This is a genomic window from Pseudobdellovibrionaceae bacterium, from assembly GCA_023954155.1.
GTDB lineage: Bacteria > Bdellovibrionota > Bdellovibrionia > Bdellovibrionales > UBA1609 > JAMLIO01.
Window position 1 is genome coordinate 308,888 of record JAMLIO010000002.1, and the last position, 14,106, is coordinate 322,993.

Here is a 14,106-nt window from a genome sequence, read left to right on the forward strand (position 1 = left end):
TAAATTAGAGGTGAAAAAGGTACAGATATTGAAGTGGGAAAAGCAGGATGCGAGTTATCGCATTTAAACGATTTGAGACCAAAACAGGGAGAAAAATGTCAGTGCTTAAGAACGACCATGGAACGTCATATCAGCTGAAAACTAGTGCGCGCACAAAAAGAGGATATTTTGTGCTGGTTCTGTGTCTTTACAGCTTGGGATTCTCGGCTATGGCCTCTGCAAACACTGTAACAGGGGTTTTACAAAGTGAACTGACTTTAAGAGAAATGCACCCCAGTGAAGAGTTTTTGTCTCTTATTGATGAACTCAGTCCCACAGGCTTCAGGCTGCCTAAGGGAACAAAAATCAGTTATACTCCAGGAAACACCATAGAGCCGTATTCCTACGAAGATGATGAAAAACCTGGTGAAGTCATCAGCTCTTCTATTTTTCCATTTCAACAAAATATTCGTATTGATGTTTTGCCCAGTTATTCAGACGAAGTGAAGGCTGTTTTAAATAAAAAGCGCATTTTTATTTCTGAACCTCAGTTGCAAACTTTAAAATTAGACACACAAAGTGTATCCAACGCACAAAGTTTTCACCGCTGTGCAGAGACTTTGATTGGAAAAGTGCAAGGAGACAAAGAGCTAGGGGCTCAGGTCAAACGTAATTTTCCTTCCGTGCTTAAAAGCACCATTGTCGCCAGAGGTAAATATAATGCTAAAGGTTTAAGAGACGACTATGTGGCCTTTATTGATTATTCGGTGTCTTCGGCAGAAAAACGTTTTTTTCTTGTGAATTTATCGAGCTGTTCTTATTCCACAGAGTTTGTTTCTCATGGGAGTGGTGTGAAAGGCTCTGGAGGAACGAAATCCATGTTGCAAAGATGTGCGACGGGGCCTTTGGGTTCTTCGACAAGAAAAAATCGCACTCGCGATGGCTTTTACAAAGTAGCAGGTGGACATACGACGTCTAAATTCTGGCCACTCATTGGAAAGATTAGTGGGAAGAACTACAAAGCTCTTAAGCTGGTGTCCTTAGACGGTAAACACAGAGATGTAGAAAGCAGTGGCGTGGTGATGCACGAAGCTCCTGCGTATATGGTCAACGTTCCTCAAGTGCAGGGACGCAGCAGTGGGTGTCCTGCTTTTGCCAGAGGTCGTTTGAAAAATATGGTCAGTCGAGTTAACGGCTCACTTTTATACATCCACGCTCCGCAATGCCAGTAGGTAGGGCTTACTCAGATTTGCTCTTCTATTTCCTCCCTCCATTTCGTGACAGACCTCCAGCAAGCAGGACGCGCTTTGCCCCATAGGGGCAAATGCTGGCAGAGCCCACGGAGGGGCGTGTCTGTCACGAAATGGAGGGAGGAAATAGAAGAGCAAATCTGAGTAAGCCCCCTTAAAGTGTTTTAATTGCAGTTCAGCTCTAAAATGCTTAAAAAGTAGTGCTTACGAAACTTTTTACTTCTTTTAAGGTTTCCTCCTTAACACAACTTTGGAGGTGTCCAGATGAGTAAGTTTATCGTAAATCAATCTATTGTTTTAAGTTTCATTTTGCTGTTCTCCTGGTCAGCATCAGCGCAAGGGCTTTACCTTAAGGGGGCCCTCGGGGGAACTCATCAAGGGTCAAACTCTTTTATGGGTGGCAGTGTGGACTATCAAGGTTCAATGCTGGGGTCTTTGATGTTTTCTGTGGGCATGAACTGGGGACAGTATTTTGTAACGGAATTAGAATTCAGTTCAAGAACCGTAGACTTAGATTATGTGAACGGAACGCCCGCCATGGGAGAAGTGTCAGCAGGCATGTTGGGCGTAAATGGACTTTTTAATATTCCCATTGGACTTCATCACCGTGGCTTTATTGGAATGGGTTTTGGAGTTTTAGGTGTGGAAATGACAGATGACCTTACGGGGAATTTTGCGGATGGATCGCAGTTGGCTAGGCAGTACATCGTAGGTGCGGAAACGGCAGTCAGCCCGCGTTTTGATGTGTCTTTTGAATTACGACATCTCGTCACAGACAACCTTCGTTTGAGTGGCACGTCGGGAGCATGGGGTGAACGTTTTAATTATAAAAACACCTCGATGCTTTTAGGTTTAAAATACAATTTTTAAAAGGATTTCAGGGGTATGAGGGAAACACGGTCTTTTCCTCTCATGCCTGCTTTCTTGCTTTATCCCCATCTGTGTGGAGCTAGGGAGGCCGTGCAAACCTAGCTCCACAATGCTTTTGCAATCCCATAGGGCTTATGCTAGTTAAGCCCTATGGCTTTTCGACTTAAAATCACTAAGGATCGCATTAAATTTTCTGTAGCTCACTTTACTATTTTCAGTGAGACTCAGGCAGAGCGTCTGCATGGCCATAATTACTATGTGAGTTTAGAAGTGCGGGTGAGTGATGTGGACTCGTTGGGGTTTGCGGCCTCTATGGAAGACCTTAAAGCGGCGAGTTATAAAATTTCTCAAGAGTTAGATGAATATGTACTGGTGCCCACTCAAAATCCGCATTTAAAAATTTCAGAAATTAAAGATCAGGTTGAAGTGCTGTGGAACAGCAAACAGTATCTGTTTCCTAAAGAAGACGTGCGGCTGTTAGACATTTCAAACGTGACGTGTGAAAATTTAGCCCAGTGGTTTTGGCAAAGGCTGATTAAAGAATTGTCACCGACCATTGAGCATTTAGAGATCACTGTGCGTGAGACCCATGGACAAGAGGCCATTTATGGCAAGGAAGTAAGAGTATGAGACTGTCATTTAAATACAGATTTGAAGCTGCCCATCGTTTTGTGCATTCAGACCATGCTTGTGCGACCCCTCATGGTCACACATGGTATGCCACTCTTAATCTTATGGGTGCCACTGAAGACATGGGTGAAAACAACATGGTAGAGGACTTTTTCCTACTTAAAAAAGACTGGAAGCAATTTATCATGGAAACAGTAGATCATTCTTTTTTTCACAATAGTGATGATCCTATTTTACCAGCTTTAAAACAACACATTCCCAACCTAAGAAGTCTTCCCTTTCCAGGAGACCCCACAACGGAAGTCATCGCAGGTTTATTTTTTCTTAAAGCCACTGCCTTATGCGAATCTTTACCCGTACGTCCTTTTTCAGTTTTGATTGAGGAGACGCCTACGAATTCCATCGAATTTTACAATACGGAATTAGAAGACTTTATTAGTAAACTCAATCTCAGTCTAAAGTCGAGCAACTGGTGGGCCAACAACGACCCCACAAGTCGCAGCATCTTCGGAGACCCCCAACCCCAATCCGCGACCCTCTAGCTCTAGGTCCTTTTATATTCCTACGTAAATTTAAAACCTCCTTATCTATAAGAACATTTAAAATTCAAGCATCTATTTTAAAGCAGACGCGCCCATCTATGGGCTCTGCCAGCATTTGCCCCTGTGGGGCAAAACGCGTCCGCTTGCTGGAGGTCTGCTTTAAAATAGATGCTTGAATTTTAAATGTTCTTATAGATAAGGAGGTTTTAAATTTACGTAGGAATATAAAAGGACCTAGAGCTAGAGGGCGGGTGCTCTTGGGGCATTATTAGGGAAGGGGAAATATCTTTGATTATTGTCTCATTTTGAGATTTTTTGAGAAAAATTTAGTAAAGTTGCGAATATGTCATTCCGATACACTATATCATGTATGGGGAGGCCAAAGATGAAGTCTAAATTGGTCATGACTTTGTTTGCAACAGTATTTTCATTCCAATCCGCTTTTGGCGCATGGACGTATGTTCCAGAGCCTACGAGCAAAAGAGACAAGGCCTCTGAGAAGGCCATGTCTATGACAAAAAACGTGAGAGTTGATAAGCTGATTGCAGCCGTCGAACCCTTTTTCAGTACGGGAGAGGTCGAAGCTCTGTTAAAGTCAGTGAAAGACTCTAGAGTTAAAAAAGTAAAAATAGACAAGATCTCGCACACCAAAGACACATTTACGATGCAAAGTGGTGATGTGAAGATTGTTTATAAATGGATAAATAAAAACAATGTGGCTTTCACACTCAATGGCACTCCATTTACTTATGAAGAGGCCTCTAAGACTGAAGTCTGGCAGCCTAAAGTTCAAGAAGTGATCAAATCTTCTGTGAAAACAGGTGACAATGTGAGTGTTTTCTCTTCTAACAACGCCAGTTTTGGTTTACTAGGCATTTTAATGCACACTGAAGAGGCAGACGCCTTTTTGACTAACCCGTGGGTTTTAGCAGGCTTGGGTGTGGCTGCCATTGGTTTAATTGGCTTAAGCTTTTACAACAAGCACAAAGCTGAGCATGAACAAAAGTTTAAAAATGTTCAATCGCGTCTGGCTCAAGCTAAAAAGACTCTTGAAGACAGAAGAGCTGAGGCAAAAGCTCAAGGTAATGACAACCCAGACCTTTCTGCCTATGAGGCCGAGATTTCTAAACTTGAAGGTTTAGCGGCAGAGTACGGAGCAGGCATTGAAGACGTGGGTTACTTTGGTTACCTTTTCGGCAAACGCGTGAAAACTCCTGCTGAGTACAACCGTCAAAACTTGGATTACGGGACTCAATAAGGCAGGGCGTAGAATTAACGTCTTAAATGTTTGGACTAAGGGCTTTCATTTAAGAGAGCCCTTTATTTTTTAAGAACCATTGTCATTAAAGTTTCATTTATGACGCCGCTTGACTGAGGGCCTACAGGGGCCCTCATTTGTATTTTTTTGTGCTAGATTCCTTATATACCTAAAAACAAATGAAGGAGTGGAGCATGAGTGAATTTTCAGGCGCTAAGAAGAACTTGAGTGTGAACGGCCTTAGCGGGGTGTATTTTGATCTCGGAGTGGTGAAGTCTTTAGGTGACATTTCAAAAATGCCATTCTCGTTAAAAGTTTTATTAGAAAACTTGTTAAGAAACATTCATCACCCTGAAGTCACAGCGGCTCATGTCAGCTCCTTAGTGGCGTGGACGCCTCAAGATGCGGGAGGCTTTGAAATTCCGTTTTATCCTAGTCGGGTGCTGATGCAGGACTTCACTGGTGTTCCAGGGGTTGTGGACCTTGCAGCGATGCGAGAGGGTGTTAAGGCCCTTGGTGGTGACCCTAAAGTGATCAATCCTCTTGTGCCTGTGGACCTTGTGATTGACCACTCGGTGATGGTGGATTTTTTTGGAACCAGTGATTCTTATGAAAAGAACATGGACATCGAATTTGAAAGAAACGCCGAAAGATACGAATTTTTAAAGTGGGGACAAAAGGCTTTTAACAATTTCCGTGTGGTGCCTCCTGGCACAGGGATCTGTCATCAGGTGAACTGTGAGTACCTAGCTGATGTTGTGACCTCCCGAAATGTGAACGGCGAAAATCAATTCTTTCCTGATACTCTGTTTGGAACAGACAGCCACACCACTATGGTCAACGGTCTTGCTGTTCTAGGTTGGGGTGTTGGAGGTATTGAAGCCGAAGCGGCCATGCTTGGAAAACCAACCTACATTTTAATTCCTGAAGTGGTGGGTTTTGAACTGACAGGGCAACTTCCTGAGGGAGCCACTGCTACAGACCTCGTACTGACTGTGACTCAGATGTTAAGACAGTTGGGTGTGGTAGGTAAGTTTGTAGAGTTCTGTGGTGATGGACTGTCTCAGCTTTCTGTATCTAACAGATTGACCATTGCCAACATGGCGCCAGAATATGGTGCCACTTGTGGTTTCTTCCCCATTGATGAAGAGACTCTTAAATATTTAAAAATTACAGGCCGTGATGAAAGACAAGTAGAGCTTGTGAAGCAATACGCTCAAGTGCAAGGCATGTGGAGAGAGGATGGAAAAACTCCTGAGTTCTCGCATAAACTCACTTTAAACCTCAGTGATGTTGTTCCAAGTTTAGCAGGACCTAAACGTCCTCAGGACCGTATTGAGTTGACTAAAGTAGAAACGGCTTTTGAAGAGTCCTTAAAAACTATTTACAATAAACCTGGAGTCAAAACAGTTCCTGTTAAGGGTGCAAGCCACTCGTTAAGTACAGGGGATGTGGTGATTGCTGCGATCACGAGTTGCACTAATACGTCTAACCCTTCGGTGATGGTGGCGGCAGGTCTTGTGGCTAAAAAGGCGGCTGAAAAAGGTTTGAAGAGCAAACCTTGGGTGAAGACCTCTTTAGCTCCAGGGTCTCAGGTGGTCAGTGAATACTTGTCTAAATCAGGATTGCAGCCTTACTTGGATCAACTGGGATTTAACATTGTAGGGTTTGGATGTACGACCTGTATTGGTAACTCTGGCCCTCTTGCAGACAATATCATTGAGGCCATCGAGAGCAATGACCTAGTCACATGTTCTGTGCTTTCAGGAAATAGAAACTTTGAAGGACGTATCTCACCACAAGTTCAGGCGAACTATTTGGCTTCACCTCCACTGGTTGTAGCGTATGCTTTAGCGGGTACAGTGACTAAAAATTTAACTACTGAAGCCCTTGATTTTGATAAAGATGGAAATCCTGTTTTCTTAAAAGACATTTGGCCTACACCAGCGGAAGTCAACGCCGTGATTGAGAAGCATGTGTCTGTGGAAATGTTTAAGGAAAGATATGCCGACGTGTTTTTAGGGCCTAAACAGTGGCAGGACTTGCATGTTACAGGATCTGAAACCTACTCATGGGATGACAGCAGCACGTATGTGCAAAACCCACCTTACTTTGAAGGTTTGACAAAAGAGGCTCCAAAAACTGTGAACAATGTGATGGGTGCCAATGTGCTAGCCGTACTTGGAGACAGTGTCACTACAGATCACATTTCACCTGCAGGTAATATTAAAGCGGACAGTCCTGCGGGATTGTATTTGCAAAACAATAATGTGGCGGTAAAGGATTTTAACTCTTACGGGTCACGTCGTGGTAACCATGAGGTGATGATGCGCGGAACTTTCGCCAACATTCGTATAAAAAACGAAATGATAGAAGTTGTTGGTGGATTCACAAAGTTCATCCCTACAGGTGAACTGATGCCCATTTACGATGCGGCGATGAGATACAAAGAGACCAATACACCTCTAGTGGTCATTGCAGGCAAAGAGTACGGCACAGGAAGCTCTAGAGACTGGGCCGCAAAAGGAACTTTCTTATTAGGTGTCAAAGCTGTGATTGCCGAAAGCTTCGAGCGTATTCACCGCTCTAACTTGGTGGGCATGGGCGTGATTCCTTTAGAATTTGTCGACGGCAATTCCCGTGTGACTTATAAAATCACAGGCGATGAAACCTTTAATATTTTAGGTCTTACAAATGGACTTAAACCCCAGCAAACATTGAGCGTGGAAATGACCCGTAAAGATGGAAGTGTAGAAACTTTTAAAGTGAAGTCGCGTTTGGATACCTTAGATGATCTCGAGAACTACACCAACGGTGGAATCTTACATGCTACTATCCGCCAATTGATTTCTAAATAAAATCATCGTTTAAATTTTGTTTACCAAAAAGAGTCTCTTTTGGGGCTCTTTTTTTTGACGGGGATGTGGGGCGGCGTTGTTGTTTGGGAGGTCTTATAAGACATATCCCTCTTACAATTGGCCTCCAGTAAGCGTGACGCGTTTTGCCCGCAGGGCAAATACTGGCAGAGCCATGGATGGGCGTGCCTATTGAAAGGGATATGTCAAAGCCTCCCAAACTAACAACTGCCTGTGTCCTTATTACTGGATGAATTGAGTGAAGTGGCGGTCTTTTGCATATAAAAATTCTATTTCATAATAGATTATATATATTTTACCTATATTAAGAAATCATAGTAGCCTAGGCCTATAAAAGTTGTGATGCTGCAAATTTTGTGTCTACAAAGACTAGATGATGTTTTGTTTTTTGTTTAAGCTTAGTGTTTGAATAATTTTAAGTGGTATGTGAAATGCTACATTTTTTAAAAATTCTATAAGGAAATACACACAAATAGGAGAGAATCATTATGATAAACACAAAGCTCAGGAGAAGTGCGGCAATTTTGTTGGCTTTTTCTTTATTTGGCTGTTCGAAGGGCATTCAGCAAAAATTAAATGAAAAATCAGAAGACACTAAAGGGTCTATGTCGAATCAATTTTGGTGGCCAGAAAGATTAGATCTTTCACCATTAAGACAGCATAGCGAAAAATCAAATCCCTTAGATAAAAATTTTGATTATGCAAAAGAATTCCAAAAACTAGATCTTAAAGCCGTAAAAGCAGATATTGAAAAAGTCATGACCACCTCCCAAGAATGGTGGCCCGCGGACTGGGGAAATTATGGACCTTTCTTTATCAGAATGGCATGGCATAGCGTAGGTACTTATCGTGTGACTGATGGCCGAGGCGGCGGTGGCGGTGGTCAACAGCGCTTCGAACCTCTAAACAGTTGGCCTGATAACGTCAGTTTAGATAAAGCCCGTCGCTTACTTTGGCCTGTAAAACAAAAGTATGGAAATAAAATTTCATGGGCTGATTTAATAGCTTTGACAGGAAATGTGGCTTTAGAATCCATGGGTTTTAAAACTATTGGTTTTGCTGGTGGTCGTATGGATGACTGGGAAGCTGACGTAGTGTACTGGGGACCTGAAAGAAAATGGTTGGATGATAAAAGGTATAGTGGGGACAGAAAATTAGAAAGACCTCTTGCTGCTGTGCAAATGGGCCTTATCTATGTCAATCCTGAAGGACCCAATGGTAATCCCGATCCTTTATTAGCTGCCAAAGACATTCGCGACACCTTCGGTCGTATGGCTATGAATGACGAAGAAACGGTTGCCTTAATTGCTGGAGGCCACACCTTTGGGAAAGCCCATGGTGCTGTGAAAGCAGATTGTCTTGAAGCTGAGCCAGCAGGAGCACCTCTAGAAGAGCAAGGTTTAGGTTGGAAAAACAAATGCGGTACGGGCAAAGGTAAAGATGCGCTCACAAGTGGTCTTGAAGGGGCCTGGACGACAAATCCAACTCGTTGGACGCATGAATACCTTACGTGGCTTTATGCTTTTGAATGGGAAAAGTCCAAAAGCCCTGCGGGAGCGATTCAGTGGATTCCTAAAGACAAAAAAGGTGAAAACATGTCGCCTGACGCTCATGTTAAAGATAAACGTAATACAATCATTATGTTTACTACGGATATTGCACTTAAAATGGACCCCGAGTATGGAAAGATCAGTAAGCGCTTTTTAGATAATCCTAAAGAGTTTGAAGCTGCTTTTGCTAAGGCTTGGTTTAAGCTCACTCACCGTGATATGGGACCACGTAATTTATATTTAGGTTCTGAAGTTCCAAAAGAGAACTTCATCTGGCAAGACCCTATCCCTGCTGTCAATCATGCTTTAATTGGTGCGAGTGATATAGCGGGTCTTAAAAATAAAATTTTAAATTCGGGACTGACAGTTTCTGAATTGGTACGTACGGCGTGGGCTTCTGCGGCGACATTTCGTGGAACGGACTTGCGTGGCGGTGCCAATGGTGCACGTATTCGCTTGGCTCCACAAAAAGATTGGCCCGTAAATCACCCCCAAGAGCTGACTAAAGTTTTAGCCACACTTGAGGGCATTCAAAGTGAATTCCAAAGATCGGGTAAGAAAGTATCACTGGCAGACCTTATTGTTTTAGGTGGAAGCGCTGCGATTGAAAAAGCGGCTAAAGATGCGGGCTTTAATGAAAAAGTGCCTTTCACACCAGGGCGTATGGATGCCTCGGCAGAACAAACAGATGCGTCTTCGTTTGATGTTTTAGAACCTAAGGCTGATGCTTTCCGTAACTTCTATAGTGAGGGTAATGTTCTTTCTCCTGCAGAAGCTTTGGTGGATCGTGCTTATATGTTAAATCTTACTGTTCCTGAAATGACAGTTCTAGTCGGTGGAATGCGTGTTCTGAATGCCAACACTGGTGAAACCAAACACGGTGTTTTAACGATGACCCCAGGTCAGTTGAATAACAGTTTCTTTGTGAACCTGTTAGACATGTCCACAAAGTGGCAGAAGTCACAAACCGAAGGTTTATACGAAGGCTTGGACAGAAAAACTGACGAGGTGAAGTGGACTGCTACACCTGTGGATTTGATCTTTGGCTCTCATTCTGAACTGCGCGCTGTTGCTGAAATTTATGCTTCAGAAGATGGCAAACAAAAATTCGTACGCGACTTTATCAACGCTTGGAACAAAGTGATGATGTTAGATCGTTTTGACATAAAGTAATTTTACTTTTCTAATCTTAAAAACTAAAAGCCCGTGGCCTATGTGCTGCGGGCTTTGTTGTTTGTGCTGTCTTTATGATCGTAGTTTAAATTAGCGTTAAATTTTTAAATTCCTTTGAAAGCTTAATTTGAAATCAAATGTCTTAGCATCGGAATCATCAATAGGGTTATAGCAAAAAGTGGATGTTATAAAAATAGCAGTAATTTCAATGTGTTGTAACCAAAGAAAACCATGCTAAACTTGGTGTGGCTAAAAAGGATAAGATTATGTCAAAACTTAAAATGGGACGAAAGGGTGGACCTCGAGAATCTGCTAAAAGATTTGAGCAAATTTATAGACGACCACTTAGTAAAAGAATTGTTAATTTTCTAAAGGAAGAAGCTCGTAAAGAAAAAGTATCCAAGATAGAAAAAAAGATTGCAAAAAAACTAAATTATAGCCGATGGGGTTCTGTAGTTTAATCAGTAGCAAGGACCCAGTTGAGGTGTCCACAAGATTAGGCCCAAGGGTTCGCCCTTGGGTTTTTTTATGATTGATCATAGAGACTTGTGGATATATTCTAGGTTCTAAAAGAGGTCATTTATGTATTTGAGTAATATTGAAACCATACCAGGGAAGCAGATTGAAAGTGTTGTGGGGCTTGTGCAGGGCAGTAGCGTGAGAGCGAAGCATGTGGGGCGCGACATTATGGCGGGAATCAAGAATGTCTTTGGCGGTGAGCTTAAGGGTTACACTGAACTTTTGAATGAGTCTCGTGAAGAAGCCATGCAGCGTATGATTCAAGCGGCCCAAGCACAAGGGGCGAATGCGATTGTGAATGTACGTTTTTCTACATCTTCAATTGCAGCGGGTGCCGCAGAAATCTTTGCGTATGGAACGGCAGTTAAAGTCCTATGAGTATTCTTTTATTTTTCTTTTTAATACTTTTTGCAGGTTACATCTTTGGCAAATGGAATGAAGATAAGCATCTTCAGGATTTAGCTCTCAGAGAAAAGAGATTGGGGAAGATACCTGCACGAAATACAGGCAAAAAAGAAGTCTTCACGGATGTCCAAGGAGTTTTAGTTTCTGGCAGTGTGGTTGTGGCCCAAGATGCTTTTAAAGCATTTATTGCTGGAATTGTGGCCCTATTTGGTGGACGAATTAAAGTTTATGAAACTTTAATGGAACGTGCTCGCCGTGAAGCAGTATTAAGAGCTAAAGAACAGGCGAAAGCATTAGGTGCAACAGAATTAGTCCATGTTCGCATCGACACTTCATCTGTTGGATTTTCTGGCGAAAACAACAAGGGCCAAAGTTTTTCCGTAGAAGTATTTTGCTACGCCACAGCCTTAATCCCAAACTAAACCTTTTATCGTCATTCGACATTCAGTGCTCACAAGACTCACATTGCTGAGATATCAAAGTCTTTCTTAAGAACTTTTATTTCCAAGACTTCCTTCTTAAATCCATATCTCCATAGGAGCAGACCTCCAGCAAGTGGGACGCGCTTTGCCCAAAGGGCAAATGCTGGCAGAGCCCATGGATGGGCGTGTCTGCTCCTATGGAGATATGGATTTAAGAAGGAAGTCTTGGAAATAAAAGTTCTTAAGAAAGACTTTGATATCTTAGCAATGTGTCACGGCTTTAGGGCTTACACTTAATATCGTCCCCAGGTAAGTTGCGTCGGAAGTTCTTGCTGACTTCGTCGGAGTGGCCAGTGAAAGACGTAGCTCGCAATTTGTCTGTTACATTAGAAATAAAATAGTTGTGCTGGTTCCAGACTTCTCTTGTGGGCATCCATACACCTTCGCCTTCAGCGGCAGAGAAGATTCTTAAACCATTCGTACCTTCAGCTTGGTGCTTTGAAGCATAATTGTTAGATACTACAATGATCTCTGGACTCCAGTCTCTGTTTAAGTCTGCCACTACAGGGTATTCATGTAAGGTTCCGCTGGTATTTACAATTTCCCAGATGACTTTTAAGTTACTGTTTCCTGGAGTGATGGCGTAAACTCTAAAAAAGTCTTCGTCCCCATAAAGAATTTCAGGAATTCCATCGCCATTAAAGTCAAAGGAGGTCACGCCCGTAACAAGCGAAGAGCAGTCATTGGTTCTGCTTCCTGCAATTTTATTTCCTCTCCAATCAAAGATGGTCAGAGACTTTCCTGTGGCAATAGCAATCTCTGTGGTGTTTGGGTCAGAGTCAAAGTTACCAATGGTGGCGACACCACCTCCGACACCTTTAGTTCCACAACTGTCATCAGGATAATGCTCTGTTAAGTTTTTATCTGCTAAAATCTGCCCACTGCTGCTGTAAATTCTAAAGGCTTCGCTTCCTGTGAAGACAAGTTCTTTGCCAGGGTAGTTCGGGTTTAAGTTCGCCACAGACACATGGCAGTTTCCACCACATTTGATATCTTTAACTGCAAATCTTTCTACAAAGCGTCCATCTTGGAATTCATACACACCTTGTGAAGAGATGATGGGTAAACCTTTATCGTTATTACTTAAGTTAGATGCAAAGTGTGAGCATCCGCCTTTAGTGGATTTGTAAGTAAGGCTTGTAACACCTAATTTATTGTTAGCCCGTTTGTTTTCAAATAAAACTTCGTTTTGTGCGATGATCTCGGCTTTGCCATCACCATTTAGATCTGCTGCGGCTAGACCAGAGTAACATACATAAGGGTCAGTGAGTTCGTGTCTCCAACGAGACAAACCATTATGATGAATGGCAATGATGGACTTTCTATCAGCACTGACATAAACGATTTCGCCTAGTCCATTGCCATCAATATCAATAAAAAGAGGAGAGATACTGGCAAAAGGAGCATTAGGAGAATTTGCACCCCCGATAGTCAGATACTCGCGTTTGCTGTATCCATCAATGATTCTAAGAACCCCTTCGGCTGCGTAGGCACCATTTTTATTAAAAGTGACAAAGCCAATTTCAGGATAACCGTCACCGTTAAGATCGCCTACAACTGGAGATGACATCACCTGATTGTAGTCAGGCAGCATTGTAAAAGTATTAAAATTATGAGTGAGTTTAGGATTGAAGTTATTGGCAGTGATATCCACACAAAATGGAATGACCTCTTCGATAGGTTTTTTTGAGCTAAATTCTGTTCCTGCAAAAAAACCAGTACAGTTTTGAAAGCCAAACAAAGTTAGAAATAAAAGCGAAAGGGTGCTGATGGTTTTAAAGTATTTATGATCTAATAAAGCAGACAATGAATCTCTCATTCTAGCACCCCCACCCTAAAAACTTAGCGGTATATCATCTAACAGTGATGAATTTATATGGGGGCGTCTGTAGCAGAATGAGAACTTTTGATAAACTGTTCTGAAGTTGTTGCCTGAAAACTTCAAAAGAGTTGCGTAGCGGCTACATTGTAAATGACGACCAATCTGTACCGCATAGAGTGTATGAAGCCCCTCCAGTGATCTGTACAGCACTTAATATCTTGGCAAAGGAAGGTTCGGTGTCGTAAGCACAAGGTTTACTTAAGGGGAGCACAGCATTGACCTTGATGTCTTTAAGGGGTTTATATTGTGTGAGTGAAACTAAAAACTCCCCAGCATCAATTGGGCTTTGATCTTCGGCATCACCAACAATAAGTATTACAAGTTCAGAGTCCTGACGAAGAAAACCTGACCAGTTGGCATTATTCAGGGCACCTAAAATAGAGGAGAAGTACTTTTCAGTATAGTCTCCATCAGTTCTGAGTTGTGTGACGACTAGCAGGCCAATGTCATAGGGAGAGCTGGCTTGTCGAGTATCAAAGTATTGTAAAGTATTTACCCAAGATGAAGTGAGTCCTAAAAAGTTTAAATCTGTATCCTTATATTGATCAAAAAGTTTCGGTAAATTATTGGACACATTTTGACGGTGTGAGTTCATGCTTCCTGAGTCATCCACAATAAAAACCAAATCTACCTTGGGCTTTGCTTTATTTTCGACAGCCTCAGCTTCTGTTACGGTGTCTATGGCTTGTT

The 14,106-nt window shown here is 42.3% G+C and carries 11 protein-coding genes and 1 pseudogene; 10 read left to right on the top strand and 2 right to left on the bottom strand.

The genetic code is table 11. From position 1 onward, the window contains the following. Positions 1-95 precede the first annotated feature (95 nt). The 10 genes and pseudogenes from M9899_04280 to M9899_04325 all read left to right on the top strand — a co-directional run bounded on the left by M9899_04280 (position 96) and on the right by M9899_04325 (position 11,474). Positions 96-1,211: a murein L,D-transpeptidase catalytic domain family protein gene (locus tag M9899_04280; GenBank protein ID MCO5113376.1), complete on the top strand. Its 1,116-nt coding sequence runs from the start codon at positions 96-98 to the stop codon at positions 1,209-1,211. A gap of 282 nt (positions 1,212-1,493) precedes the next feature. Next, the gene (locus M9899_04285; protein MCO5113377.1) at positions 1,494-2,099 is read left to right on the top strand and encodes a porin family protein; all 606 of its coding nucleotides are present in this window, start codon (positions 1,494-1,496) and stop codon (positions 2,097-2,099) included. A gap of 150 nt (positions 2,100-2,249) precedes the next feature. Next, positions 2,250-2,729: a 6-carboxytetrahydropterin synthase gene (locus tag M9899_04290; GenBank protein ID MCO5113378.1), complete on the top strand. Its 480-nt coding sequence runs from the start codon at positions 2,250-2,252 to the stop codon at positions 2,727-2,729. Beyond that, a complete protein-coding gene (locus M9899_04295; GenBank protein ID MCO5113379.1) occupies positions 2,726-3,271 on the top strand; it encodes a 6-carboxytetrahydropterin synthase in 546 nt (181 codons plus the stop codon). The genes M9899_04290 and M9899_04295 overlap by 4 nt, the downstream gene beginning before the upstream one ends. Positions 3,272-3,656: 385 nt before the next feature. After that, positions 3,657-4,529, top strand: a complete 873-nt coding sequence (locus M9899_04300; protein MCO5113380.1) for a hypothetical protein — start codon at positions 3,657-3,659, stop codon at positions 4,527-4,529. 179 nt (positions 4,530-4,708) lie between these two features. Beyond that, positions 4,709-7,387: an aconitate hydratase AcnA gene (gene acnA / locus M9899_04305; GenBank protein ID MCO5113381.1), complete on the top strand. Its 2,679-nt coding sequence runs from the start codon at positions 4,709-4,711 to the stop codon at positions 7,385-7,387. A 635-nt stretch (positions 7,388-8,022) separates the two neighbouring features. Then, positions 8,023-10,128 (top strand): annotated as a pseudogene (gene katG / locus M9899_04310) (catalase/peroxidase HPI). Positions 10,129-10,394: 266 nt separating this feature from the next. Further along, a complete protein-coding gene (locus tag M9899_04315) occupies positions 10,395-10,589 on the top strand; it encodes a hypothetical protein (GenBank protein MCO5113382.1) in 195 nt (64 codons plus the stop codon). Between the two features lie 121 nt (positions 10,590-10,710). Further along, positions 10,711-11,025: a YbjQ family protein gene (locus M9899_04320; GenBank protein MCO5113383.1), complete on the top strand. Its 315-nt coding sequence runs from the start codon at positions 10,711-10,713 to the stop codon at positions 11,023-11,025. Further along, complete coding sequence (locus tag M9899_04325) at positions 11,022-11,474, top strand: YbjQ family protein (GenBank protein ID MCO5113384.1); 453 nt, start codon at positions 11,022-11,024, stop codon at positions 11,472-11,474. The genes M9899_04320 and M9899_04325 overlap by 4 nt, the downstream gene beginning before the upstream one ends. Before the next feature lie 280 nt (positions 11,475-11,754). Here the strand turns inward: M9899_04325 and M9899_04330 are convergent, their stop codons facing one another. After that, a complete protein-coding gene (locus M9899_04330) occupies positions 11,755-13,353 on the bottom strand; it encodes a VCBS repeat-containing protein (protein ID MCO5113385.1) in 1,599 nt (532 codons plus the stop codon). A gap of 142 nt (positions 13,354-13,495) precedes the next feature. After that, a partial coding sequence (locus tag M9899_04335; protein MCO5113386.1) for a hypothetical protein occupies positions 13,496-14,106 on the bottom strand: 611 nt, incomplete at its 5' end.